We start from the raw sequence: 21,947 nt of genomic DNA, 5'->3' as shown, positions 1-21,947 counted from the left end.
ACCTCATCTTTCCCGCTAAAGTTAATTTTCCACGGCGCGGAAGGAGACAAAAATGCTCTATATCTTTGATTTAGGTAATGTGATTGTCGACATTGACTTCAACCGGGTATTGGGAACCTGGAGTGATTTAACCCGCATCCCGCTGGCGACGCTAAAGCAGCATTTCACCATGGGAGAGGCTTTCCACCAGCATGAGCGTGGCGAGATCAGTGATGAAGACTTTGCCACCGCCATGTGCCATGAAATGAATATGTCCCTCAGCTATGAGCAGTTTGCTCACGGCTGGCAGGCAGTATTCGTCGCGCTACGCCCGGAGGTGATTACCATCATGCATAAACTTCGTGCCCAGGGGCATCGGGTGGTGGTGCTCTCCAATACCAACCGTCTTCACACCACGTTCTGGCCTGATGAATACCCGGAAGTGCGCGCTGCCGCCGATCGCATCTATCTGTCACAAGAGATGGGAATGCGTAAGCCTGAAGCGCAAATTTACCAGCGAGTATTGGAAGAAGAGGGATTTTCCGCCGCAGATACGGTCTTTTTTGATGATAACGTCGATAATATAGCAGGGGCTAACCGGTTGGGGATCACCAGTATTCTGGTGACCGGGAAGAAGACCATCCCTGATTATTTTGCGAATCAGCTATGCTAAAAACCGTTCATCAAAAATTACACCACCATACCCGGCCGCTGCTGGCGTGGCTTAAGCTGCTGTGGCGGCGCATTGATGAAGACCATATGACCACCCTGGCGGGAAACCTCGCCTATGTGTCATTACTTTCCCTGGTGCCGCTGATAGCCGTCGTGTTCGCGCTGTTTGCGGCCTTTCCCATGTTTTCCGAAGTCAGTGTGCAGATTCGCCATTTTATCTTCGCCAATTTCATTCCGGCGACGGGCGATGTGATTCAGGGGTATATCGAGCAGTTCGTGGCCAATTCCAGCCGCATGACCGCGGTAGGCGCGTTTGGCCTGATCGTCACTTCGCTGCTGCTGATGTACTCGATCGACAGCGCGCTAAACACCATCTGGCGCAGCACACGCAGCCGTCCCAAAGTTTACTCCTTTGCCGTCTACTGGATGATCCTGACTCTTGGCCCGCTGCTGGCGGGTGCCAGCCTGGCGATCAGTTCGTATCTGCTGTCGCTGCGCTGGGCGAGCGATCTGGACGGCGTGATTGATAATCTGCTCCGCCTTTTCCCGCTGATCCTTTCCTGGGCGGCATTCTGGCTACTCTACAGTATTGTGCCGACCACCCAGGTGCGTAACCGCGATGCAGTTATCGGAGCGCTGGTGGCGGCGCTGCTGTTCGAGGCTGGTAAGAAAGCCTTTGCCCTCTATATCACCACCTTTCCGTCCTATCAGTTAATTTATGGCGTGATTTCGGTGGTACCGATTTTGTTCGTCTGGGTGTACTGGACCTGGTGTATCGTCTTGCTTGGCGCTGAAATTACTGTCACTCTCGATGAATACCGCAAACTTAAAACAGAAGAAACAGAACAACCATGATTGCATTAATTCAACGCGTATCCCGTGCAAGCGTTACCGTGGAGGATGAAGTGACGGGCGAAATTGGTCCGGGACTTCTGGTGCTGCTGGGGGTCGAAAAAGACGATGATGAACAAAAAGCGAATCGCCTCTGCGAACGCGTGTTGGGCTACCGCATCTTCAGCGATGCGGAGGGGAAAATGAACCTGAATGTTCAGCAGGCGGGCGGCAGCGTGCTGGTGGTTTCGCAATTTACGCTGGCGGCCGATACCGAGCGGGGGATGCGACCGAGTTTCTCGAAAGGCGCTGCCCCTGACCGCGCTGAGGCGCTGTATGAGTATTTCGTCGCCCGCTGTCGCCAGCAGGAAATGAACACCCAGACCGGAAGATTCGCTGCGGATATGCAGGTTTCTTTGGTCAATGATGGTCCCGTGACCTTTTGGTTGCAGGTATGACCCAGCTTCCGGGCAGGCTGCGGGTAACAAAAGAGAGTACGACTATGTATCACCTTCGTGTACCGCAAACAGCAGAAGAGTTAGAGAGCTACTATCAGTTCCGCTGGGAGATGCTGCGTAAGCCGCTGCATCAGCCAAAAGGATCGGAACGTGACGCCTGGGATGCGATGGCGCATCACCAGATGGTGGTGGATGAAGAAGGCAATCTGGTGGCCATCGGCCGGCTATATATCAATGCGGAAAATGAAGCCTCCATTCGCTTTATGGCCGTTCATCCCTCCGTGCAGGATAAAGGGCTGGGGACGCTGATGGCGATGACCCTGGAGTCGGTAGCGCGTCAGGAAGGGGTTAAGCGGGTCACCTGTAGCGCCCGCGAAGATGCGGTGGAGTTTTTCGCCAAGCTGGGCTTTGTGAATCAGGGGGAGATCACTACCCCAACCACCACGCCGATCCGTCATTTTCTGATGATTAAACCGATCGCGTCGCTGGACGATATTTTGCACCGCGGCGACTGGTGCGCACAGCTTCAGCAGGCGTGGTATCAGCATATCCCGCTGAGTGAAAAAATGGGCGTGCGTATTCAGCAGTACACCGGGCAGAAATTTATTACCACCATGCCCGAAGCAGGGAATCAGAATCCGCACCATACGCTGTTTGCCGGTAGCCTGTTTTCGTTAGCGACCCTGACCGGATGGGGGCTTATCTGGCTGATGTTGCGCGAGCGGCATCTGGGGGGCACCATCATTCTGGCGGATGCGCATATTCGTTACAGTCAGCCCATTAGCGGCCGCCCCAGCGCCATTGCCGACCTGGGTTCGCTGAGCGGCGATCTCGACCGTCTGGCGCGTGGGCGTAAGGCCCGCGTGCAAATGCAGGTAGAGCTTTTTGGCGACGAAAAGCAGGGCGCGGTTTTCGAGGGGATCTACATCGTGCTGCCGGCGAAGCCCTTTGGCTCGTATGAAGAGGGCGGTAACGAGGAAGAGTAAGCGCCCTCTGGCCGTTATCGTCCTGGCGATGCCACACGCCAGGCGATATCCCGCATAGCATCACGCGCGGCGTGGCTGACGCCCCCCAGCTGAAAGAAGCCGTGGATCACCCCCAGATAACGCTGACAGGAACTCTCCACCCCTTGCTCCGTCAGCCTTCGGTACAGCACTTCACCCTCATCGCGTAAAGGATCGAACTCAGCTGTCAGAATATGCACCGGTGGCAGCCCGTTAAAATCTTCTCGCCAGAGTGGACTGGCATCCGGATGGTTTGCCGGCGTCGAGGCGAGGTACATTTCGTAGCCGCTCAGTAGCGTGTCCCGGGTAATCACATAGTCATCGCCATTGCTGAGGTAGCTCGCTATGCTGGCAGTGGGGTCAAGCATCGGATAAATCAGAATCAGTTGTGCAGGATGCCACGCCGCTTTCGCTTTCAGGCGCAGAGCCGTGACCAGGGCGAGATGACCTCCGGCGCTGTCGCCGGCCAGCGTGATGCGCGAGGCATCAACGCCAAGCTGCTTTGCGTGCTGGTGAATAATCGTAGCACCTCGTTCTGCATCATCGTGCGCCGCCGGAAAGGTATACTCCGGCGCCAGGCGGTACTGCACAGCGATCACCCGGCAACCGCTGAACATGGCTAACTGACGGAGTTGGTTATCGTGGGTGGTAAAGCCGCCGCTGACAAAACAGCCGCCGTGGTAGTAGATAAGCGTGGGTAGCAGGCCGTCGGCAGTGGGCGGCGAAACGACGCGGAAGTGCATACCCTCCAGAGTGATATCCTCCACCCGCACTCGCGTTTCCGTCTCCCCGGCGAGTACCGCACTGGCGATATAGCCGGCCCTCCGATCATCAATATGTTGCTCGCGTGATGACGGACGACCTGCCGCAATAAATGCCTCAACCAGCGAAGCAATCCCTTTTTCCAGCGCCATATGAAGTTCCTTATACTGTTTTAATATCCAGTGTTATAACCTGGATTATGGCGAAAAGACAGGCCTGTTGAGGTCGCCTGTGCATTATGGAAAGCGGCTCGCAAAAAAGCGTTTACCTGGCAAAATCCTTTTTGTTTCCGATTTCAAAAGCTGTAGATTGCTCATAACTTCATCACTGGTGATATACTTGAGGTATATATGAGCATGATGGCTGAAAGGGATATGGGCAGAATTCTTCTCGATTTATCAGACGATGTCATTCAACGTCTCGATGACCTCAAAGTGCAGCGTAACATTCCGCGAGCGGAACTGTTACGTGAAGCGGTTGAACAATATCTGGAGAAACAAGATCGAGCTAAAGATACCATCTCCAGTGCGCTGGGTCTGTGGCAAGACTGCGAAGAAGACGGCATGGAATATCAACGTCAGCTACGCAAGGAGTGGTAATGACCTCCGGATCTGCGCTTTTTGATACCAATATTCTTATTGATTTATTTAGCGGGCGTCGCGAAGCCAAACAGGCGCTGGAGGCCTGGCCACCGCAGAATGCGATCAGTCTGATTACCTGGATGGAGGTGATGGTTGGCGCTAAAAAATATCACCAGGAGCAGCGCACGCGAATGGCGCTAAGCTCCTTTAATATCATTAACATCTCACAGGATATTGCAGAGCGAAGCGTTGCGCTGCGGCAGGAGTATAAGCTTAAGCTGCCGGATGCCATCATTCTGGCGACGGCGCAACTCCATCGTCTGGAACTGATTACGCGGAATACGAAGGATTTTGCCGGTATTCCTGGCGTAGTCACGTCGTACGAACTACACCCTGAATAATTCGAGTGGCAGGAGGACGACAAGTGAGCGACAAACTCGTCTGAAACGAGTGTGTCCAGCCAAAGGCTGACCTCTGATGACAGTCAGTGGCTCGGGTAGTCATCCTTGCCTACGCTCGTATCGCAAGAAGGAAAACGGGCGACTAGAGCCGCCCGAAATCACACTGCAGAACTTACTCCCCTTCGCCGGGGAACATGAACGGGTTAATTGAGCTTCTGGCGAAGCCTTCCTGTTCCATGCGGGCGTCGAGCACCAGGGACGCCAAATCGTCGGCGACGGCTTCGACTTTCGGATCCTTCTCCTGATACATAATCTTCAGGTAGGTTCCACAGTCGCCACAGCTTTCGGCTTTCACCGCTGCCTGCTCGTTGTCCAGCGACCAGTAGTGCAGGTCGCGGCTCTGTTCACAGTTGCTGCACTTGACGCGCACCACGTGCCACTCGGTTTCACACAGGTTGCAGTGCAGATAGCGCAGCCCCTGAGTGGTGCCGATTTGCACGATGCTGGAGACCGGCATCGAGCCGCATACCGGGCAGAACTGACGCTGTTCACCGTATTCGGCGCGCGCTTTACCCGGGATCAGGCTGGCCATCTGCGCCCAGTAGAGCGACAGCGCGGCCCAGATGAACGGCGCTTTATCACTGCTGACGGAGGCGAAGTCGGAAACAAACAGCGCGCTGGCCATCTGCTCCAGCTCCTGCTCAGAGGCTTTTTCCAGATTCTCAATGACCGCCAGCGCCGGGCCGCTCATTTCCGGCTTCAGCTCGGCAATCATCGAGTGCAGCAGCTTGTGCCAGTGCTTGTCGCGCGGCAGGACGTGGATATCCAGCGGCGGTTTACCCTGTTCGCTGGCCGCTTTAATACGGGCCGTCAGATCCATTTGCAACGGATGGTCGTACAGCACCACTTCCTGGGCATGGGCGATCAGCGCGGCAAAGCGCAGGTAATCACCCAGGGGGTTGTTGGCGGCCAGCTCACGCAGGCGTTCAGCGCGGCGGTTGTACAGATTTTTCAGCCTGGGGAACAGTAGCGGCGGAATTGCTTCCGCCGTGCGTTTCTCGCTCGAACCCAGCTCGTCTTGCGGGATTATGCGAATACTCATTCAGATGACTTTTCCTGTTTCTGGCGGACCTCTCGGTACCAGCGCGGGTGATGTTTCTTCGCCCACGTTTTGGTAACCCAGCCTTCCACCATCGCGGTAATGGTGCCTTTCACCCAGAGGGCGGCGTAGATATGCACCATGATAACCACAATTAACGCCACTGCGGCAAATGAATGCAGCATCAGCGCAAATCGGATCACCGGGATTGAGAAAGCCGGCGCAAAATACGGACGCCAGATGATCACACCGCTCACCAGCAGCAGTACCAGCAAAATAATCGCCGCCCAGAACACGCATTTCTGGCCGAAGTTATAGCGCCCGGTATCGCCCACCTCCTCGTTGACGACGATCTTACGAATATTCTTCGCCCAAAAGATATCATCCCGATTGATTAGGTTGTGGTGCCAGTAACGGAAAAACATGATGATAAACGACGCGAACATCACCACCCCGACGAACGGGTGGAGAATACGCGCCAGCTGCGGCGTACCGAGAATATGCATCAGCCAGTTAAAGGACGGGAAGAAAAAGCCTAACCCGCTTACCGCCGCCAGGATGAAGCAGAAGGCGGTGACCCAGTGGTTGATGCGTTCCGGCGCCGTGTAGCGCACGATGGTGTCACGTCTTTTCATTTGCGCACCTCGTCTTTCTCTTCATGCAGATTGTCCTCTTCCTCTTCCGCGCGGTTCGGACCGACGCCGACGTAGTGGAAGATACTGGCTGCGAAGGTCGCGGCGAAGCCGACGGCCGCCAGCGGTTTCCAGATGCCTTTCCAGAACTTCACGGTTTGGCTGATCTCCGGGTTTTCCGGCAGGCCATGGTACAGATTCGGCTTGTCGGCATGGTGCAGCACGTACATGACGTGGGTGCCGCCGACGCCGGCCGGATCGTACAGGCCCGCATTGTCATAACCGCGGGTTTTCAGCTCAGCTACGCGTTCGCCGGCCAGCGTTTTCATATCCTCTTTGGAGCCAAAGTGGATTGCGCCGGTCGGGCAGGTTTTCACGCAGGCCGGCTCCTGGCCGACGGTCACGCGGTCTACGCACAGGGTACATTTGTAGACGCGGTTGTCTTCCGGGTTCAGACGCGGCACATCGAACGGACAGCCGGCGATACAGTAGCCGCAGCCGATACACTGCTCGGACTGGAAGTCGACGATACCGTTGGCGTACTGAATGATTGCGCCTTCTGACGGGCAGGCCTTCAGGCAGCCCGGGTCCGCGCAGTGCATGCAGCCATCCTTACGGATGAGCCATTCCAGCTTGTCGTTTTGCTCCACTTCCGAGAAGCGCATCACCGTCCATGACTTGGCGGTCAGATCCGCCGGGTTGTCATACACCCCGACGTTGTGACCGACTTCATCACGAATATCGTTCCATTCGGAGCAGGCCACCTGACAGGCTTTGCAGCCGATACAGGTGGTGACGTCGATAAGCTTCGCCACCTCCTGCTGGTGGTCCCGCGCCTGAGGCGCGGGGGTGAAACCGTTAGTCGCGGAACGACGAATAATATCTTGCGATTGATAAGCCATAAGTCGTCTCCGTTACACCTTTTCCACGTTCACGAGGAAAGCTTTGAACTCCGGTGTCTGCGTATTCGCATCACCGACGAACGGCGTCAGGGTATTGGCAATAAAGCCTTTTTTCGCCACGCCCTCATAGCCCCAGTGAATAGGAATGCCGATGGTATCGATGTCCTTACCGTCAACTTTCAGCGTGCGAATACGTTTAGTCACTACCGCCTTGGCTTTGATATAGCCGCGGTTGGAGGAGACCTTGACGGTATCGCCGTGGCCGATGCCAAGCTTATTCGCCAGTTTTTCACCAATCTCCACAAACTGCTCCGGCTGCGCGATGGCGTTAAGCAGCGCGTGTTTGGTCCAGTAGTGGAAGTGCTCGGTCAGGCGGTAAGTGGTGCCGACGTAAGGGAACTTATCGGCCTTACCCATCTGCTCGAGATCGCCTTTGAAGACGCGAGCGGCCGGGTTAGAGACCACGTTTGGATGCAGCGGGTTAGTCCCCAGCGGCGTTTCAAACGGTTCGTAGTGTTCCGGGAACGGTCCTTCCGCCATCTTATCGATAGCGAACAGACGGCCCATCCCTTCAGGCTGCATGATAAACGGACCGACGTCGCTGCCAGGCGCGGCGGCGCTGTAGTCCGGAATATCCACGCCGCCCCATTTCGCGCCGTCCCACTTCAGCAACTGACGTTTAGGATCCCACGGTTTACCCTGCGGGTCCGCGGAGGCGCGGTTATACAGGATGCGGCGGTTAAGTGGCCATGCCCAGGCCCAGCCCAGCGTGTTGCCGAGGCCTGACGGGTCGGCGTTATCGCGGCGCGCCATCTGGTTGCCTTCCGGCGTCCAGCTTCCGGCGAAGATCCAGCAGCCGCTGGAAGTCGTGCCGTCGTCGCGCAGCTGTGCGAAGGAGCTCAGCTGCTGCCCTTTCTTAACGATTACCGCGCCGGTTGCCGGATCGGTAATATCCGCCAGCGCTTTACCGTTGCTTTCCATCGCCACTTCTTCAGATGCCGGCTCGTGCGGAGTGGAGTAGTTCCACGTCATGTTGAGCACCGGCTCCGGCGCTGGTCCGCCCTCTTCGGCATACATCTTACGCAGGCGAGTGAAGATACCGGCGAGGATTTCGCCATCGGTCACGGCGATCCCCGGGGCGTCCGCGCCTTTCCAGTGCCACTGCAGCCAGCGGCCGGAGTTGACGATCGACCCGTTTTCTTCGGCGAAGCAGGTGGACGGCAGACGGAACACTTCGGTCTGGATTTTCGACGGGTCAACATCGTTCGACTCACCGTGGTTTTGCCAGAAGGTGGACGTTTCGGTGTTCAACGGGTCGATGGTCACAAGGAATTTCAGCTTCGACAGAGAAGCCACCACCTTGTTTTTGTTCGGGAACGAGGCGACCGGGTTAAAGCCCTGGCAAATATAGCCATTCACTTTGCCCTGATTCATCATCTCGAAATACTGCAGAACGTCGTAGCTCTTATCCCATTTCGGCAGCCAGTCAAAGCCCCAGCTGTTTTCTGCAGTGGCTTTGTCGCCGAAGAAGGCTTTCATCATGGAGACGAAGAACTTCGGATAGTTGCCCCAGTAGTTAACCTGATCTTTCAGCAGCGGCTTCGGCGTGTTAGCCGTCAGGTAGGTCTGCAGGTCGGCCTGTTTTTCATTCGGCAGCGACATGTAGCCCGGCAGGCTGGTGGAGAGCAGGCCGAGGTCGGTCAGACCCTGGATATTGGAGTGACCGCGCAGGGCGTTGACGCCACCGCCAGCCATCCCCATGTTGCCGAGCAGCAGCTGGATCATCGCCATGGTGCGGATGTTCTGCGCGCCGATGGAGTGCTGGGTCCAGCCGAGAGCATACAGGAACGACGCGGTCTTATCCGGCGCGCTGGTTTCGGCAATGTATTCGCAAACTTTAAGGAAGTCGGCCTTCGGCGTACCACAGATGTTTTCGACTACATCCGGGGTATAACGAGAAACGTGCTGCTTCAGCAGGTTCCAGACGCAGCGCGGATGTTGCAGCGTGGTATCGCGTTTGGCGAAGCCGTTTTCATCCAGCTCGTAGTTCCAGCTGGTTTTGTCATACTGGCGTTTTTCTGCGTTATAGCCGCTGAACAGGCCGTCGTCGAAGCTATAGTCCTCACGCACGATCAGGCTGGCGTTGGTGTAGGCTTCGGTATATTCACGGTTGAATTTTTCGTTATTCAGCAGGTACAGGATCACGCCCGACAGGAAGGTAATGTCGGTACCGGAACGAATCGGGGTATAGAAATCTGCCACCGACGCCGTACGCGTAAAGCGCGGATCGATAACGATGAGCTTGGCGCCGTTATGAATTTTGGCTTCCATCGCCCAGCGGAACCCCACCGGATGCGCTTCTGCGGCGTTACCGCCCATCACCACGATCAGGTTGGCGTTCTTAATATCCACCCAGTGGTTGGTCATCGCACCGCGACCAAATGTTGGAGCAAGACTTGCTACCGTTGGTCCGTGTCAGACACGCGCCTGGTTATCCACCGCCAGCATCCCGAGGGCGCGGGTGAATTTCTGCGTTAAATAGCCGGTTTCGTTACTGGAGGCGGAGGCGCACAGCATCCCGGTGGTCAACCAGCGGTTGACGGTGGTGCCGGCGTCGTTTTGCGCGATAAAGTTGGCGTCGCGGTCTTCTTTCATCAGCTTGGCGATGCGATCAAACGCTTCGTCCCAGCTGATTTGCTGCCATTTATCGGAACCTGGCGCGCGATATTCCGGGAATTTCAGGCGGCTTTCAGAATGGATAAAGTCCACCAGACCGGCCCCTTTCGGGCAGAGCGCACCACGGTTAACCGGATGATCCGGATCGCCTTCGATATGGAAAATGGATGCTTTGGCGTTTTTTGCGCCGTCGCCGAGGCTATACATCAACAGCCCACAGCCGACAGAACAGTATGTACAGGTGTTACGGGTTTCGCGCGTGCGCAGCAATTTGTACTGCCGTGTCTCCGCGAGCGCAGTTGCCGGGGCAAAGCCCAGCGCTGCTGCCGTGGTTCCCGCCATACCGCCAGCGCAGATCTTAAAGAACTGCCTTCTGCTGACCTGCATGGTTCGCTCCTTGTTTCGACATTGTCACATGTAGTTATTTACTTTGCGGTGAAGGCCGCAAAGGTTCAGAATTAGGGCTAATTTCCCTCATTCCAGAAGGGATAAAAACAGAATACCACATTGTGTGTATGCCTGTTCCAATACGGTTAAAGCAAAGTGAATAAGAAGCCTCTCGAACAAATCAAAAATGTGACGAATGTCACAGGATATCGCCAGGTCTCACTCTGGAAGCGCGAGGATCTGCAACACCCTCAGCCAGACGAGTTAGCCGAAGAAATTCCCGTCGCGCTGGTCTACAACGGTATCTCCCATGTGGTGATGATGGCTACGCCGAAAGACCTGGAGCAATTCGCCGTCGGCTTTTCCTTATCCGAAGGGATTATCGAGCATCGCCGGGAGATTTTCGGCATGGACGTGGTTTCAGTATGCAATGGCCTTGAGGTACAGATTGAGCTCTCCAGCCGACGTTTTATGGGGCTCAAAGCCCGGCGTCGCGCGCTGGCCGGGCGTACCGGCTGCGGTGTGTGTGGCGTCGAGCAGCTCAACGATATTGGTAAGCCGGTACAACCGCTGCCGTTCACCCAGACGTTCGAGCTAGCCAACCTCGACCACGCCCTGGCGCATCTTAACGACTTTCAACCGGTTGGCCGGCTCACCGGCTGCACCCATGCCGCCGCCTGGGTCCGGACGACTGGCGAGCTGGCGGGCGGTTTTGAAGACGTTGGCCGGCATGTCGCCCTGGATAAACTGCTGGGCCAGCGTGCGGAAATCGGCGAGGACTGGCAGCATGGCGCCGCGCTGGTCTCCAGCCGCGCCAGCTATGAAATGGTGCAGAAGGCCGCGATGTGCGGCGTCGAGATCCTGTTCGCGGTCTCGGCGGCCACCACCTTAGCGGTGGAAGTGGCCGAGCGCTGCAATCTGACGCTGGTGGGCTTTTGCAAGCCGGGCAGGGCGACAGTCTACACCCATCCGCAGCGTTTAATTGCGGGCTAAATATCAATCAATAAATTTGAATAATGACAGCAAATCCTTCCGCTTTTAGTTTACCGATGTGCGGACTACTATTTAACACATCAAGGCACGGCGCCTTATCTAAACAACTAAATGAAAGGGTTTATATCATGAAAAGCATCAAAACTTTTGTCGCAGTAATCGCACTGGCCGCTTCTTTTGGTTCCTTTGCTGCTGAAACCGTGACCGCCACCGCTGCCACGATGGATGGTGCGGAAGCGAAAATCGCTGCTCAGGCGCAGGCTGCTGGCGCTTCGTCTTACAAAATTACCGAAGCCTTTACCGGCAACCGCGTGCATATGACTGCGGAACTGAACAAATAAGCATAAAGTTACTGTCGAAAGAGCGCCTTAGGGCGCTTTTTTTGTTTCGCTTCCCGCATCTGCGATATTACCGATATTTCCCTCTGCTACGAAAAAAATGTGGTAGTAATCACGTTTCCGCTCTTTTCTTAAATCCCCATATTTACGGCAAAGGAACGGTCTGCGCGCCTGAATATCTCGATATTTTAACGCTATGAAATATAAAGATATTAAAAACAGAAAGCGATGGAGATCACCTTCTTTAAATGAGATGTTTATCACAAAAATAAGCATATCGCCGCTACTGTCAACTATTCACTGACGTAATTTAATACGCATTATGTGATCTTCATTGCAAATAGAAGGCTTGTACTCAGGGAAAAATGTTGTCAGGCAAATGAGCGAGGAAGCGTCATGAAAATTGGCATCGTTATTAGCGGCGGGGATGTTTCGGGAATGAATAATTTTATATTCCAGATAGCCAGGCAGGCTAATGCCGATATCACGCTGTTTAATGGCGGTATTCCAGGGCTACTGGAGAAAAGTCATCAGGATATGGCGTGGCGCGATCTGGTTGATTTCTCCATTACCGCAGTGCCGATCATTACCTCGGGGCGAACCAGTCGCAAACTGCAGCGCAGTGAATATGAAAGCATTGCTAAAAAACTTAAATCGCTGCGTATTGATGTGCTCATTATGGCCGGGGGTGATGGCAGCCTGCAGTTTCTGAATACCCTTAGTGAATTTGAGATTAATTGCTTTGGCGTGGGGATGACGATCGATAATGATGTGTATGGCAGTGATTATACGATTGGTTTTTCCACGGCCTGTGAGCAAATTATTAAAGAAGTCTCCCGTTTAAGAAATACCGGAAGAGCGCTGCCGGGTCGGGTTTTTATGGTTGAGATATTAGGAGGCTATTGTGGAGAACTAACGTTACAGTCCGCCATTAAATGTAATGCTGATATTGCCCTGATCCCGGAGGCACAAATGCCGCTGGCCATACTCGCGGAACGGATTACCCGGAAGCTGAGCACGCAAAATAGCGTCGTGATCCTCTGCTCAGAAGGCTATACCAAAGAGTACTCTCCCGGCTTTCAGGGGGCGATTGATACCATGATTAAACAGCTGGAACCACAAATAGGTGTCCGTATCCGTAAAACGATCGTCGGCTATGGCTTACGCAGCGGTGATCCAACCTGTGAAGAGATTTATCAGGGCACCATTATGGCCAGTGAAGTGGTTCGCTGTATTCAGTCAGGTATGAAAAATAAAGCCATAATAATTAATTCCAGTAACAAACCTATTCCGATTGATTTAGTCAGTATGAAAAAACGTCTGGTCGATACTGAAGGACATCATTATAAACTTGCCAAGCAACTCAATATTATTTGAGGAGACCCTCCATGCTGAAAATTTTATGCGTATGTGGCTGCGGCCTCGGTTCAAGCTTTGCCATTGAAATGACGGCGAAGGCAGTTTTAAAGAAGCTGGAAATTCCCGCTCATATTGAACACACCACCGTGTCCGAAGCCGGAGCCTTTAAATCGGATATGATTCTGACGCAAAAAACTTTTGCCGACATCTTAACCGCCGATGCCAGTGAAGAAGATATTAAACGTGTCGTGGTGTTGAATAAGCTTACTGATAAAGAGGAGATTGAAACCAAGATCGTCGCATTCTTAAAAGAACGTCATCTGAAGGTGGCTGATTATGAATAGCTTCGTTGCGTTTATCGTTAAGGATTTACTCGGTCAGGCATCCATCCTTATTGCTTTTATTGCCATGCTTGGCCTGATCCTGCAAAAGAAATCGCCAGGCAAAACCGCGGAAGGAACATTTAAAACGCTACTCGGTTTCTTAATTATGATGGCCGGGATAAACATCATTGTCGCCACACTAACCTTCCTGAACGATATCTTCACCCAGGGGTTTGGCATGAAAGGCTACATTACCGATGTGGCCGCCATCGCCGGGTTAGCGAATCGGGAATTAGGTTCGGAGGTGGCGCTGACGCTGCTGGTGATCTTTGCCGTCAATATTATTATCGCCCGTCTGACGCCGCTAAAATATATTTTCCTGACCGGCCAGGCGCTGCTGTGGATGGCGACAATTGGGGCTGTCATTGGCTATAAGTCCGGGCTCACCGGCGTACCGCTGATTTTAACCGGGGGTATCTTCGGCGGGGTGATGGCGGTCTTGATGCCGGCCCTGGCGCAGCCGGTGGTCAGGCGCATTACCGGGTCTGACGACGTGGCCCTGGGGCACTTCTGTACCATCGGCTATCTGGTGCAGGCCGCGGTCGCTAAGGTCGTCGGTAAAGGTTCTCGTTCCACGGAAGATCTCGAGCTGCCTGATAACTTTAAGTTTCTGCAGGATACCTATCTGGCCATGGCGGTGGTGATGGTACCGATGTATCTCATCCCGGCTATCGCGGCGGGGCCGCAGTACATCGCGCAGTTCTCCGGCGGCATTAATTACCTGATGTATGCCTTCATGCAGTCCATTCAGTTTGTCGCCGGGGTCTTTGTCCTCTATAGCGGCGTGCGTTTATTACTCAATGAGCTGGTGCCGGCTTTTCGCGGTATCGCGATGCGTATTGTCCCGGATGCGAAGCCTGCTCTCGATTGCCCGGTGCTGTTTCCCTATGCGCCGAATGCGGTGATTGTCGGATTTCTGGCGACGACTGTCGGCTCGATTATTGGCATGCTGGTTTTCCCGATGTTCGGCCTGGCGATGATCCTCCCCGGGCTGTTAACCAACTTTTTCGCCGGCGGCACGGCAGGGGTATTTGGCAATGCGCTGGGCGGACGTCGCGGGGCGATGATCGGCGGGGTTATCCACGGTCTGTTTATCACTTTTCTGCCGGCCATTCTGGTGCCCATGCTGGAGAGCTACGGCTTTACGGGCGTCACCTTCAGCGATTCTGACGTCATCAGTTCCGGTCTGGTATTAGGCCACGCCTTCCAGAATAACTGGCTCTTTGTCGCCTTGTTTATTGTGTTTGTCGCCGCACTGGCATGGTTTGTAAACGGTAAATCCGCTAAGCCGAAAGGGGAAAATGTTCATGAGTCTGTATAATTTTAATGAGATTTTAAACATCGCTCAGGAAAGAAATTTTAAAGCGATTGGTTCGTTTAACTTGCACTGTATTGAGATGTTACCGGCTTTTTTCAAAGCCGCGCAAAGCAGCCACAGTCCGTTAATGATCCAAATTTCAACCGGTACCGCAGAGTATCTGGGGTATCGGTTACTGGTCGATGCCGTGCGTTCATTAGCAGACAGTGAAAATATCCCGACCTGCCTGCATCTCGATCATTGCTCCGATATTAAGGCCATCGAGACGGCAATGAATGCGGGTTTTTCGTCGGTGATGTACGACGGCTCTCACTTAAGCCTCGAGGAAAATATCGGCAATACGCGAATTGTGGTGGAGATGGCCCGCCCGCGCAATATTACGGTAGAAGGCGAGCTGGGGGCGATCGGCGGGTCAGAGGATGGAAAAGCGGTGGCTGCCGAAGATATCTGTTTTACTACCGTCGACGACGCGAAACGTTTTGTGGAGGAGACGCAGGTCGATATGTTGGCCGTCTCGGTGGGCACTGTACATGGCCTGTACACCGGTAAAGCGCAGATACAGCATGCGCGGCTGAAGGCAATAAGCGAAGCGACTGGCGTGCCGCTGGTGCTGCATGGCGGCACAGGCGTCAGTGACGAAGATATGCGGCTGGCCGTCACTGAAGGGATTAATAAAGTGAACGTCGGAACGGAAATGAACGTACAGTGGGTCGACCGCTGTAAATCAACGTTCGAGAAAGGAAAAGTAAATGACAGCGTACGGAAATTTTTAATTCCCGCCAACCAGGCAGTTACTGCCGTATTAATGGAAAAAATGGCGCTATTTAAATAGCGTTTTTACCGACACTTATCTTTTGTTGCCCTGTCTTCCGCCAGGGAGGGAGCTTGCTATGTTTGAATCATTGAAAACGCTGTGGAAAAAAGAGCAAAACCCGCTGCAGAATTATGATCAACAGTCCCGTCAGCTGGCGGAAGAGATCGCCAGACTGGAAGGCGAATTACAGCGCCAGCCCGATAATAGCGACGTGCAAAAAACATTGATGTTGACTTACAACCGGGCACTATCGGTATATGCCAAAAGTAAGAGTCACCGGCAGGATATCGATGCGCTGTTTCTGCAGATTGATAATTTACGCAATATTATTCGCCGCAATATTTAGGAACAGAGAATGACCATAAAAGAACTGCTTATTGAGGCCGATGCTATTCAGGTTGGCGTAGTGGAGTCCGACTGGCAGCGGGTAATAAAGTTGGCTGCCCGCCCGCTGGAGGCGAAAGGGTTTATTTCGGCGGAATATAGCCAGGCGGTGATCGACAATACCTTGAATCATGGCGCTTATTACGTTTTTGATGAAGGGATTGCCATCCCCCATGCCCGCCCCGAGTGCGGCGTCAGACGAAACTGCTTTAGCCTGGTGGTGCTGGAAAAGCCCATCCCGTTTGCGGACAGTGAAAAGGCGGACATTGTCATTATGTTTGGCGCCCAGGACAGCAATGCGCATATCGAGGAGGGCATCCGTTCCATCGTCGCGCTGCTGGATAACAATGACACCATGGCCAAACTGCGGACGGCCCGCAGCCGGGAGGAGGTCGTCGCATTACTATGAACAGACATCTGACCCCCGGCTGCAAAACGGCCATTTTAATCAACGGCATTCCGGCGTCGGGGAAGAGCACCATCACCCGTTTGCTGGCGGAGACCTTTAGCCTGCCGGTGTTGACGATCGACGGCATCAAAGAGCCGTTTATGGCGCGCCTGGCCCCCGTCGACCGGCCACTGAATCGCGAGCTGGGCTGTGCGGCGTATGAGGTGATCTGGTCGATTGTCGGCGCGTCGCCTGCCAGCATGGTCTGGTTGATCGACGCCTGGTTCGGTTTTCAGCCCCGTGAAACTTTGCAGCAACTGTTACAGCTGGCGGGCGTGGAGCAGGTGCTTGAGATCTGGAACCATATCTCCCCGGAGATGGCCGTCGAGCGCTATGCCTCGCGGCTGGCGATGCGGCCGCCGGGCCACCCCGGAGAGGAGTATCTGCCGGAGCTGGCCCAGTTGGCCGGGCGTGCGCAGCCCATGGCTTTAGGGCCCGTACTGACGATAGACCAGCGGTACCCGCTGGAGATAAAACCGGTTATTCACTGGCTTGAAGGCGCGATCGCTGGAAAGCACGCCGGTTTGGCGGATTACGCTTACCCGTCCTAGGACATACCCGCAAGACGCAGCAGCGCCGTCACCACGGCGGCGGCGATAATCACGCCGATCAGCGGGACCTTGCGCCAGGCGAGGAACACGGCGAAAGCAACGCCCAGAACGCGCGCCATGCCGGCGAAATGCGCCCCTTCATAGAAGGTGGTGGCCAGGGCGACGGAAAAAAGCAGCACCGTCGCCGCATCGGAAAGCAGCGCCTGCGAGCGCTCGGAAAATGCCAGCCGATTGCCGAGCTTCGCGCCGCCGAGACGCATCAGATAGGTTCCCAGCGACAGGATGGCGATACCGGCGATAAACAGCGTCATATTGCCCATTATTTTTTCCTTGACAGTAAACCAAACAGCGAAAGCAGCACCGGCAGCCCGGTGGGCACAAACGGCACGGTGGCAAGCGCCAGCGCGGCGCCGCTGGCGGCGCGGATCAGCGTAGTGCGGTTTTTAAAGGCAGGTATCACCAGCGCCAGCAGGATCGCCGGGAAGACCGCATCAAGCCCGATGGTTTCCGGCGCCGGCAGCAGTTTTCCGACGGCCGCGCCGGTTAGCGTGCCGAGGGGCCAGATCAGCGCGACGCCGGCGCCGCACAGCCAATAGGCCGCTTTGCGCTGCGCGGGGGTGGGCTGTGACAAGCCAAAGACCACGCTCTCGTCGTTCATAATGTGGCACCCAATAAAGCTTAAGGCGCGCCGACCTACCAGTTCGCGTACGGTCACCCCGAACGGGATATGGCGCGCGTTGACTAACAGGCCGGCAGCGGCAGCGGCCAGTGGGCTACCGCCGCTGGCGACAATGCCGATAAACATGAATTCAGAAGCGCCTGCCAGCACGGACACCGAAAGCAAGAGCGGCACCCATAAGGGGAAGCCGTAAGCCACCGCCAGCGACCCATAGGACATACCCACCACCCCGACGGCAAGGCAGACCAAAACGATCGCTTTTATCGTGTCTCCGCTGAGACTGGAGAGAGTTTGTTTCATATCACTTAGCCATATCGAACGATTTCCCATTATAATGAACACATAATGAACGTTTTTCAAGGCGAACGAATCGTTCGATATAAAAAACAAAGGGGCGGGTATGACACAGCCAATCAGCGTTATTGCCAAAAGCCTGGTGCGGGAGCGGGCGCGGACCGGTCTCTCGCTGGCGGAAGTCGCGCGTCGGGCGGGTATCGCAAAATCCACGCTATCGCAACTGGAGTCCGGCAACGGCAATCCGAGTCTGGAAACGCTGTGGTCGCTCTGCGTGGCGCTGGATATCCCGTTTGCCCGCCTGCTTGAGCCGCAGGTGAACAAAACGCAGGTGATCCGCCGCGGAGAGGGGACAAAGGTGGTGGCGGAGCAGGCGAACTATCAGGCCATTTTGCTGGCCGCTTGTCCACCCGGTGCGCGTCGGGACATCTATTTACTGTTAACCCAGCCCGGCGCCGATCGTATTTCGCATCCGCATCCGCCGGGCTCGGTGGAACATATTATCGTTACCCAGGGGCGGGCGCGGGTAGGTCTGACGTCGGCGCCGGAAGAACTGGGCGAGGGCGACTATATCTGCTACCCGGCGGATCAGGAGCATGTTTTTCAGGCGCTGGAGCCGGATACGCAGGCCCTGCTGATCGCTGAGCAAAACTGACATCGCGTCGGTGGGGGACGCGCGCTCGCTGGACGCCATGCCCGTATTGCGGGACACTAGCCGCATTCTTCCGCGAAGACAGGCATACCTATGTCGCTGAAAGCCATTGCCAAACAACTTGGGATCTCCGTCACGACCGTCAGCCGGGCGTTGAACGGCTATGACGATGTGTCACAGGAGACCCGCGCCCGGGTTGAGGCTGAAGCGCAGCGCCGGGGCTATCGCCCCAACACTTTCGCCCGCCGTCTGAAAATGGGCACCATTGATGCCGTTGGTCTTGTCTTTCCTGTCCGCCCCGCGCCGCTCAACAATAACGTTTTTCTTGAGATGGTCGGGGAGATCAGCCATGAGCTGGCGCGCCATGACATTGATTTGTTGCTGATCGCCGATGATGAACAGGCGGATAAACATGGCTATATGCGCATGGTGCAGGGCCGTCGCGTTGACGCTTTAATCGTGGCCCATACCCTGGATGACGATCCGCGGTTGGCGCAGCTGCAGGCCTCTGGCTTTCCGTTTCTGGCGCTCGGCCGTAGCCGCCTGGCGCAGCCCTACGCCTGGTTTGATTTCGATAACTATGCCGGCACCTGCCGCGCCACCCGCCATCTGATTCAACAGGGCCACCAGCGTATCGCTCTGCTGGGTGAGAACAACAATCAGGCGTTTATTTCGCAACGGCGTAACGGCTACCTCGATGCCCTGCGCGAGGCGGGGTTATCCGATGCATGGCTGCGTAGCGTGCCGGCGACGCGCCGCGGCGGCTATCAGGCCACGCTGGAGCTGCTGCGTCTGCCGGAGCCGCCTACCGCGATTATCACCGACTGCAACACCCATGGCGATGGCGCCGCCATGGCGCTCGCCCATCTGGGCCGTTTAACCGGCGACAACCGCGTCGCCCTGGTGGTGTATGACGGGCTGCCGCAGGACAGCATCATAGAGACCGATGTCGCCGCGGTGATCCAGTCCACGCGCCAGGGCGTGGGGCGGCAGATTGCCGATATGGTGCGCCGCTTAATCGCCGGGGAAGATCTCGCCACGCTGCAGGTGCTATGGCAGCCGGAATTTTTCCCGGGTGAAACCGCCTGACCTGACCCTTTTTAACCCGTAATTCTGAAGCCGATCACGGATCCGAAACGTTTTGGTTGGCATCCGAAACGTTTCGGATCAACAGTAAGACATTCCTTGTTATGGAGATGTCTGATGTCTGATTCGCTGATACACCTGCAAAGCGCCGGTGCCGATGTTGTCATTAAAACTCGTCCTTTCGCCGAAATTGTCTACTGGGGGCCGCATTTAAGCCACTTTTCGCCGCAGGATGCCGACAGCCTGACGCGCCCGGTCGCCAACGGCAGACTGGATGTCGATTCGCCAGTGACCTTAATGGCGGAGCTGGGCCATGGCCTGTTTGGCGCGCCGGGCATTGAAGGCCATCGTCTGGGGCTGGATGCCTCTCCGCTGTTCACCACCAGCGAAGTGCGGCGCGAGGGCCAGACGCTGACCCTGGTCAGCGAAGATCCGCAAGCCGGCCTGCGTCTGCACAGCGAGATCGCGCTGGATGCCAGCGGCGTGCTCAGCGTGCGCCATGGCGTGACCAATCTGCGCGCCAGCCCATGGCAGGTGGATCGCCTGGCGGTCACATTGCCGGTCGCCGAACGCGCTCGCGAGGTGATGGCTTTCCATGGCCGCTGGATCCGCGAGTTTCAGCCTCACCGCCTGACGCTGGAGCACGACAGCTTTGTGCTGGAGAACCGCCGCGGGCGCACCTCTCACGAACATTTCCCGGCCCTGATCACCGGCAGCCGCGCCTTTAGCGAGATGCAGGGTGAAGTCTGGGGCGTGCATCTGGCCTGGAGCGGTAACCATCGCCTGCGGGCAGAGGTGAAAACCGATGGCCGCCGCTATCTGCAGGCCGAGGCGCTCTATCTGCCGGGTGAAATGGCGCTGGCGGAAGGGGAAACCTTGTGGACACCGTACCTGTATGCCAGCTACTCGGCGAATGGGCTGAACGGTATGAGCCAGCAGTTCCATCGTTATCTGCGCGAACGGATTATTCGCTTCCCGGGCAACAAGCCGCGCCCGGTGCATCTCAACACCTGGGAAGGGATCTATTTCGACCACGACCCGGACTACATTATGCGTATGGCTGACGAGGCGGCGGCGCTGGGCGTCGAGCGCTTTATTATCGATGACGGCTGGTTTAAAGGTCGCCATGACGACTGGGCGGCGCTTGGGGACTGGTATCTGGATGAGAAAAAATACCCCCACGGCCTGACGCCGGTTATCGATCATGTGAAATCGCTGGGGATGGAATTCGGTATCTGGGTGGAGCCGGAAATGATTAACCCGGATTCCGATCTGTACCGGGCGCACCCGGACTGGGTGCTGGCGCTGCCGGGCTATACTCCGCTGACCGGCCGCCATCAGTTTGTCCTGAACCTCAACATTCCGGAAGCGTTTGATTATCTGCTGGAGCGGATGAGCTGGCTGCTGGGCGAGCATGCGGTGGACTACGTGAAGTGGGATATGAACCGCGAGCTGGTGCAGCCTGGGCATCAGGGACGCGCCGCCGCGGACGCGCAAACGCGCCAGTTCTACCGCCTGCTGGATACGCTGGTGGCCCGTTTCCCGCACATTGAATTTGAATCCTGCTCCTCCGGGGGAGGACGGATCGATTATGAAGTCCTCAAGCGCAGCCATCGCTTCTGGGCATCTGACAACAATGACGCCCTTGAGCGCAACACTATCCAGCGCGGCATGAGCTACTTCTTCCCGCCGGAGGTGATGGGCGCGCATATTGGCAATCGCCACTGTCATGCCACTTTCCGCCAGCACAGTATCGCCTTCCGCGGCCTGACGGCGCTGTTTGGTCATATGGGACTTGAGCTGGATCCGGTGAGCGCTGATGAAGAAGAGCGCGCCGGATACCGGAAATATGCGGCCTTGCATAAACAGTGGCGCGACGTGATCCATCACGGCGTGCAGTGGCGGATGGATATGCCGGATGCCACCACCCTTGCCCATGGCGTCGTCAGTCCGGATAAAGCGCAGGCAATTTTCCTCGTCAGCCAGCTGGCGATGCCGGACTACTCCCTGATGGCGCCGCTGCGCCTGGCGGGGCTGGAGGCGAGCGCCCGCTATCAGGTGACGCTCCTCGATCATCCGAACATTCAGATCACCGGCGAGGGCGGCCATACCATGCGGAAGCTGCCGGCATGGATGACGACGCCGCAGACGGTGAGCGGTGAGTGGCTACAGCAGGCGGGGCTGGCGCTGCCCATCCTCGACCCGGAAAGCGCCATTCTGATTGGCCTGCAACGCGTGTGATGGTATCGGGCCGCGTCGCGGCC

The 21,947-nt window shown here is 56.0% G+C and carries 25 protein-coding genes; 18 read left to right on the top strand and 7 right to left on the bottom strand.

The window, feature by feature from the left end:
* Positions 1–52 precede the first annotated feature (52 nt).
* From yihX to fabY, 4 genes are read left to right on the top strand one after another with little or no spacing between them, the layout of a single operon-like run.
* Entirely contained in the window at positions 53–652 is a 600-nt protein-coding gene (gene yihX / locus CWM54_RS25355; protein ID WP_061156265.1) for a glucose-1-phosphatase, read from the top strand.
* Positions 646–1,506, top strand: coding sequence for a virulence factor BrkB family protein (locus CWM54_RS25350; RefSeq protein ID WP_074387464.1), 861 nt, complete (start codon positions 646–648; stop codon positions 1,504–1,506). The genes yihX and CWM54_RS25350 overlap by 7 nt, the downstream gene beginning before the upstream one ends.
* Positions 1,503–1,940 carry a D-aminoacyl-tRNA deacylase gene (gene dtd / locus CWM54_RS25345; RefSeq protein ID WP_012543288.1) on the top strand — a complete coding sequence of 146 codons (438 nt, stop codon included), beginning with the start codon at positions 1,503–1,505 and terminating at the stop codon, positions 1,938–1,940. Before CWM54_RS25350 ends, dtd begins: the two co-directional genes overlap by 4 nt.
* Before the next feature lie 44 nt (positions 1,941–1,984).
* On the top strand, positions 1,985–2,926 hold the full coding sequence (fabY, locus tag CWM54_RS25340) for a fatty acid biosynthesis protein FabY (protein ID WP_165784254.1): 942 nt from the start codon (positions 1,985–1,987) through the stop codon (positions 2,924–2,926).
* Positions 2,927–2,940: 14 nt separating this feature from the next.
* Here the strand turns inward: fabY and CWM54_RS25335 are convergent, their stop codons facing one another.
* Positions 2,941–3,858, bottom strand: coding sequence for an alpha/beta hydrolase (locus CWM54_RS25335; protein ID WP_100698902.1), 918 nt, complete (start codon positions 3,856–3,858; stop codon positions 2,941–2,943).
* Positions 3,859–4,062: 204 nt separating this feature from the next.
* Here CWM54_RS25335 and CWM54_RS25330 point away from each other — a divergent pair, with 204 nt between their 5' ends.
* Positions 4,063–4,305 (top strand): CopG family transcriptional regulator, encoded by a 243-nt coding sequence (locus CWM54_RS25330; protein WP_004150355.1) that lies wholly within the window; start codon positions 4,063–4,065, stop codon positions 4,303–4,305.
* Positions 4,305–4,688, top strand: coding sequence for a type II toxin-antitoxin system VapC family toxin (locus CWM54_RS25325; RefSeq protein WP_100698900.1), 384 nt, complete (start codon positions 4,305–4,307; stop codon positions 4,686–4,688). Before CWM54_RS25330 ends, CWM54_RS25325 begins: the two co-directional genes overlap by 1 nt.
* A gap of 172 nt (positions 4,689–4,860) precedes the next feature.
* On the opposite strand, the gene fdhE is transcribed toward CWM54_RS25325, so the two are convergent.
* From fdhE to fdnG, 4 genes are read right to left on the bottom strand one after another with little or no spacing between them, the layout of a single operon-like run.
* Complete coding sequence (gene fdhE, locus CWM54_RS25320; RefSeq protein WP_100682009.1) at positions 4,861–5,790, bottom strand: formate dehydrogenase accessory protein FdhE; 930 nt, start codon at positions 5,788–5,790, stop codon at positions 4,861–4,863.
* Complete coding sequence (gene fdoI / locus CWM54_RS25315; RefSeq protein WP_061156261.1) at positions 5,787–6,422, bottom strand: formate dehydrogenase cytochrome b556 subunit; 636 nt, start codon at positions 6,420–6,422, stop codon at positions 5,787–5,789. Before fdoI ends, fdhE begins: the two co-directional genes overlap by 4 nt.
* A complete protein-coding gene (fdxH, locus tag CWM54_RS25310; RefSeq protein ID WP_002882822.1) occupies positions 6,419–7,321 on the bottom strand; it encodes a formate dehydrogenase subunit beta in 903 nt (300 codons plus the stop codon). The genes fdoI and fdxH overlap by 4 nt, the downstream gene beginning before the upstream one ends.
* A 12-nt stretch (positions 7,322–7,333) precedes the next feature.
* Positions 7,334–10,384 (bottom strand): formate dehydrogenase-N subunit alpha, encoded by a 3,051-nt coding sequence (gene fdnG / locus CWM54_RS25305; protein WP_089503795.1) that lies wholly within the window; start codon positions 10,382–10,384, stop codon positions 7,334–7,336.
* Between the two features lie 156 nt (positions 10,385–10,540).
* Here fdnG and fdhD point away from each other — a divergent pair, with 156 nt between their 5' ends.
* The 9 genes from fdhD (at position 10,541) to CWM54_RS25255 (ending at position 16,972) form a co-directional block, all read left to right on the top strand.
* On the top strand, positions 10,541–11,377 hold the full coding sequence (gene fdhD / locus CWM54_RS25295; protein ID WP_100698898.1) for a formate dehydrogenase accessory sulfurtransferase FdhD: 837 nt from the start codon (positions 10,541–10,543) through the stop codon (positions 11,375–11,377).
* A 128-nt stretch (positions 11,378–11,505) separates the two neighbouring features.
* Positions 11,506–11,718 carry a YdgH/BhsA/McbA-like domain containing protein gene (locus tag CWM54_RS25290; protein ID WP_004127125.1) on the top strand — a complete coding sequence of 71 codons (213 nt, stop codon included), beginning with the start codon at positions 11,506–11,508 and terminating at the stop codon, positions 11,716–11,718.
* 393 nt (positions 11,719–12,111) lie between these two features.
* Positions 12,112–13,092, top strand: coding sequence for a 6-phosphofructokinase (locus CWM54_RS25285; RefSeq protein ID WP_061156258.1), 981 nt, complete (start codon positions 12,112–12,114; stop codon positions 13,090–13,092).
* An 11-nt stretch (positions 13,093–13,103) separates the two neighbouring features.
* On the top strand, positions 13,104–13,418 hold the full coding sequence (locus tag CWM54_RS25280; RefSeq protein ID WP_061156257.1) for a PTS sugar transporter subunit IIB: 315 nt from the start codon (positions 13,104–13,106) through the stop codon (positions 13,416–13,418).
* A complete protein-coding gene (locus CWM54_RS25275; protein WP_004203642.1) occupies positions 13,411–14,778 on the top strand; it encodes a PTS sugar transporter subunit IIC in 1,368 nt (455 codons plus the stop codon). The genes CWM54_RS25280 and CWM54_RS25275 overlap by 8 nt, the downstream gene beginning before the upstream one ends.
* Positions 14,765–15,607, top strand: a complete 843-nt coding sequence (locus CWM54_RS25270; RefSeq protein WP_100698896.1) for a class II fructose-bisphosphate aldolase — start codon at positions 14,765–14,767, stop codon at positions 15,605–15,607. The genes CWM54_RS25275 and CWM54_RS25270 overlap by 14 nt, the downstream gene beginning before the upstream one ends.
* Before the next feature lie 58 nt (positions 15,608–15,665).
* Positions 15,666–15,935 (top strand): hypothetical protein, encoded by a 270-nt coding sequence (locus CWM54_RS25265; RefSeq protein WP_100698894.1) that lies wholly within the window; start codon positions 15,666–15,668, stop codon positions 15,933–15,935.
* Positions 15,936–15,944: 9 nt separating this feature from the next.
* Entirely contained in the window at positions 15,945–16,382 is a 438-nt protein-coding gene (locus tag CWM54_RS25260; RefSeq protein ID WP_100698892.1) for a PTS sugar transporter subunit IIA, read from the top strand.
* A complete protein-coding gene (locus tag CWM54_RS25255) occupies positions 16,379–16,972 on the top strand; it encodes an AAA family ATPase (RefSeq protein ID WP_074387455.1) in 594 nt (197 codons plus the stop codon). The genes CWM54_RS25260 and CWM54_RS25255 overlap by 4 nt, the downstream gene beginning before the upstream one ends.
* On the opposite strand, the gene CWM54_RS25250 is transcribed toward CWM54_RS25255, so the two are convergent.
* Both CWM54_RS25250 and CWM54_RS25245 read right to left on the bottom strand, forming a co-directional pair.
* Positions 16,969–17,292, bottom strand: coding sequence for an AzlD domain-containing protein (locus tag CWM54_RS25250; RefSeq protein ID WP_061156253.1), 324 nt, complete (start codon positions 17,290–17,292; stop codon positions 16,969–16,971). The genes CWM54_RS25255 and CWM54_RS25250 overlap by 4 nt on opposite strands.
* Complete coding sequence (locus CWM54_RS25245) at positions 17,292–17,951, bottom strand: AzlC family ABC transporter permease (RefSeq protein ID WP_100682015.1); 660 nt, start codon at positions 17,949–17,951, stop codon at positions 17,292–17,294. The genes CWM54_RS25250 and CWM54_RS25245 overlap by 1 nt, the downstream gene beginning before the upstream one ends.
* 100 nt (positions 17,952–18,051) lie before the next feature.
* On the opposite strand from CWM54_RS25245, the gene CWM54_RS25240 reads away from it, so the two are divergent.
* From CWM54_RS25240 to CWM54_RS25230, 3 genes are all read left to right on the top strand, one after another.
* Entirely contained in the window at positions 18,052–18,600 is a 549-nt protein-coding gene (locus CWM54_RS25240) for a helix-turn-helix domain-containing protein (protein ID WP_002882865.1), read from the top strand.
* A gap of 90 nt (positions 18,601–18,690) precedes the next feature.
* Positions 18,691–19,686, top strand: a complete 996-nt coding sequence (locus CWM54_RS25235) for a substrate-binding domain-containing protein (protein WP_100682016.1) — start codon at positions 18,691–18,693, stop codon at positions 19,684–19,686.
* 114 nt (positions 19,687–19,800) lie between these two features.
* A complete protein-coding gene (locus tag CWM54_RS25230) occupies positions 19,801–21,924 on the top strand; it encodes an alpha-galactosidase (RefSeq protein ID WP_100698890.1) in 2,124 nt (707 codons plus the stop codon).
* Positions 21,925–21,947 lie beyond the last annotated feature (23 nt).

The sequence above is a fragment of the Klebsiella sp. D-Nf1 genome (assembly GCF_002810515.1).
Classification (GTDB): Bacteria; Pseudomonadota; Gammaproteobacteria; order Enterobacterales; family Enterobacteriaceae; genus Klebsiella; species Klebsiella variicola.
The sequence above is the reverse complement of the archived record's forward strand: the minus strand, read 5'-3'. Positions and strand labels throughout refer to the sequence as shown.

Excerpts from the sequence above, each read along its gene's own strand:
- yihX (WP_061156265.1), top strand. The coding sequence starts at position 53 with ATGCTCTATATCTTTGATTTAGGTAATGTGATTGTCGACATTGACTTC.
- CWM54_RS25350 (WP_074387464.1), top strand. The coding sequence starts at position 646 with ATGCTAAAAACCGTTCATCAAAAATTACACCACCATACCCGGCCGCTG.
- dtd (WP_012543288.1), top strand. The coding sequence starts at position 1,503 with ATGATTGCATTAATTCAACGCGTATCCCGTGCAAGCGTTACCGTGGAG.
- fabY (WP_165784254.1), top strand. The coding sequence starts at position 1,985 with ATGTATCACCTTCGTGTACCGCAAACAGCAGAAGAGTTAGAGAGCTAC.
- CWM54_RS25335 (WP_100698902.1), bottom strand. The coding sequence starts at position 3,858 with ATGGCGCTGGAAAAAGGGATTGCTTCGCTGGTTGAGGCATTTATTGCG.
- CWM54_RS25330 (WP_004150355.1), top strand. The coding sequence starts at position 4,063 with ATGATGGCTGAAAGGGATATGGGCAGAATTCTTCTCGATTTATCAGAC.
- CWM54_RS25325 (WP_100698900.1), top strand. The coding sequence starts at position 4,305 with ATGACCTCCGGATCTGCGCTTTTTGATACCAATATTCTTATTGATTTA.
- fdhE (WP_100682009.1), bottom strand. The coding sequence starts at position 5,790 with ATGAGTATTCGCATAATCCCGCAAGACGAGCTGGGTTCGAGCGAGAAA.
- fdoI (WP_061156261.1), bottom strand. The coding sequence starts at position 6,422 with ATGAAAAGACGTGACACCATCGTGCGCTACACGGCGCCGGAACGCATC.
- fdxH (WP_002882822.1), bottom strand. The coding sequence starts at position 7,321 with ATGGCTTATCAATCGCAAGATATTATTCGTCGTTCCGCGACTAACGGT.
- CWM54_RS25290 (WP_004127125.1), top strand. The coding sequence starts at position 11,506 with ATGAAAAGCATCAAAACTTTTGTCGCAGTAATCGCACTGGCCGCTTCT.
- CWM54_RS25285 (WP_061156258.1), top strand. The coding sequence starts at position 12,112 with ATGAAAATTGGCATCGTTATTAGCGGCGGGGATGTTTCGGGAATGAAT.
- CWM54_RS25280 (WP_061156257.1), top strand. The coding sequence starts at position 13,104 with ATGCTGAAAATTTTATGCGTATGTGGCTGCGGCCTCGGTTCAAGCTTT.
- CWM54_RS25275 (WP_004203642.1), top strand. The coding sequence starts at position 13,411 with ATGAATAGCTTCGTTGCGTTTATCGTTAAGGATTTACTCGGTCAGGCA.
- CWM54_RS25270 (WP_100698896.1), top strand. The coding sequence starts at position 14,765 with ATGAGTCTGTATAATTTTAATGAGATTTTAAACATCGCTCAGGAAAGA.
- CWM54_RS25265 (WP_100698894.1), top strand. The coding sequence starts at position 15,666 with ATGTTTGAATCATTGAAAACGCTGTGGAAAAAAGAGCAAAACCCGCTG.
- CWM54_RS25260 (WP_100698892.1), top strand. The coding sequence starts at position 15,945 with ATGACCATAAAAGAACTGCTTATTGAGGCCGATGCTATTCAGGTTGGC.
- CWM54_RS25255 (WP_074387455.1), top strand. The coding sequence starts at position 16,379 with ATGAACAGACATCTGACCCCCGGCTGCAAAACGGCCATTTTAATCAAC.
- CWM54_RS25250 (WP_061156253.1), bottom strand. The coding sequence starts at position 17,292 with ATGGGCAATATGACGCTGTTTATCGCCGGTATCGCCATCCTGTCGCTG.
- CWM54_RS25245 (WP_100682015.1), bottom strand. The coding sequence starts at position 17,951 with ATGAAACAAACTCTCTCCAGTCTCAGCGGAGACACGATAAAAGCGATC.
- CWM54_RS25240 (WP_002882865.1), top strand. The coding sequence starts at position 18,052 with ATGACACAGCCAATCAGCGTTATTGCCAAAAGCCTGGTGCGGGAGCGG.
- CWM54_RS25235 (WP_100682016.1), top strand. The coding sequence starts at position 18,691 with ATGTCGCTGAAAGCCATTGCCAAACAACTTGGGATCTCCGTCACGACC.
- CWM54_RS25230 (WP_100698890.1), top strand. The coding sequence starts at position 19,801 with ATGTCTGATTCGCTGATACACCTGCAAAGCGCCGGTGCCGATGTTGTC.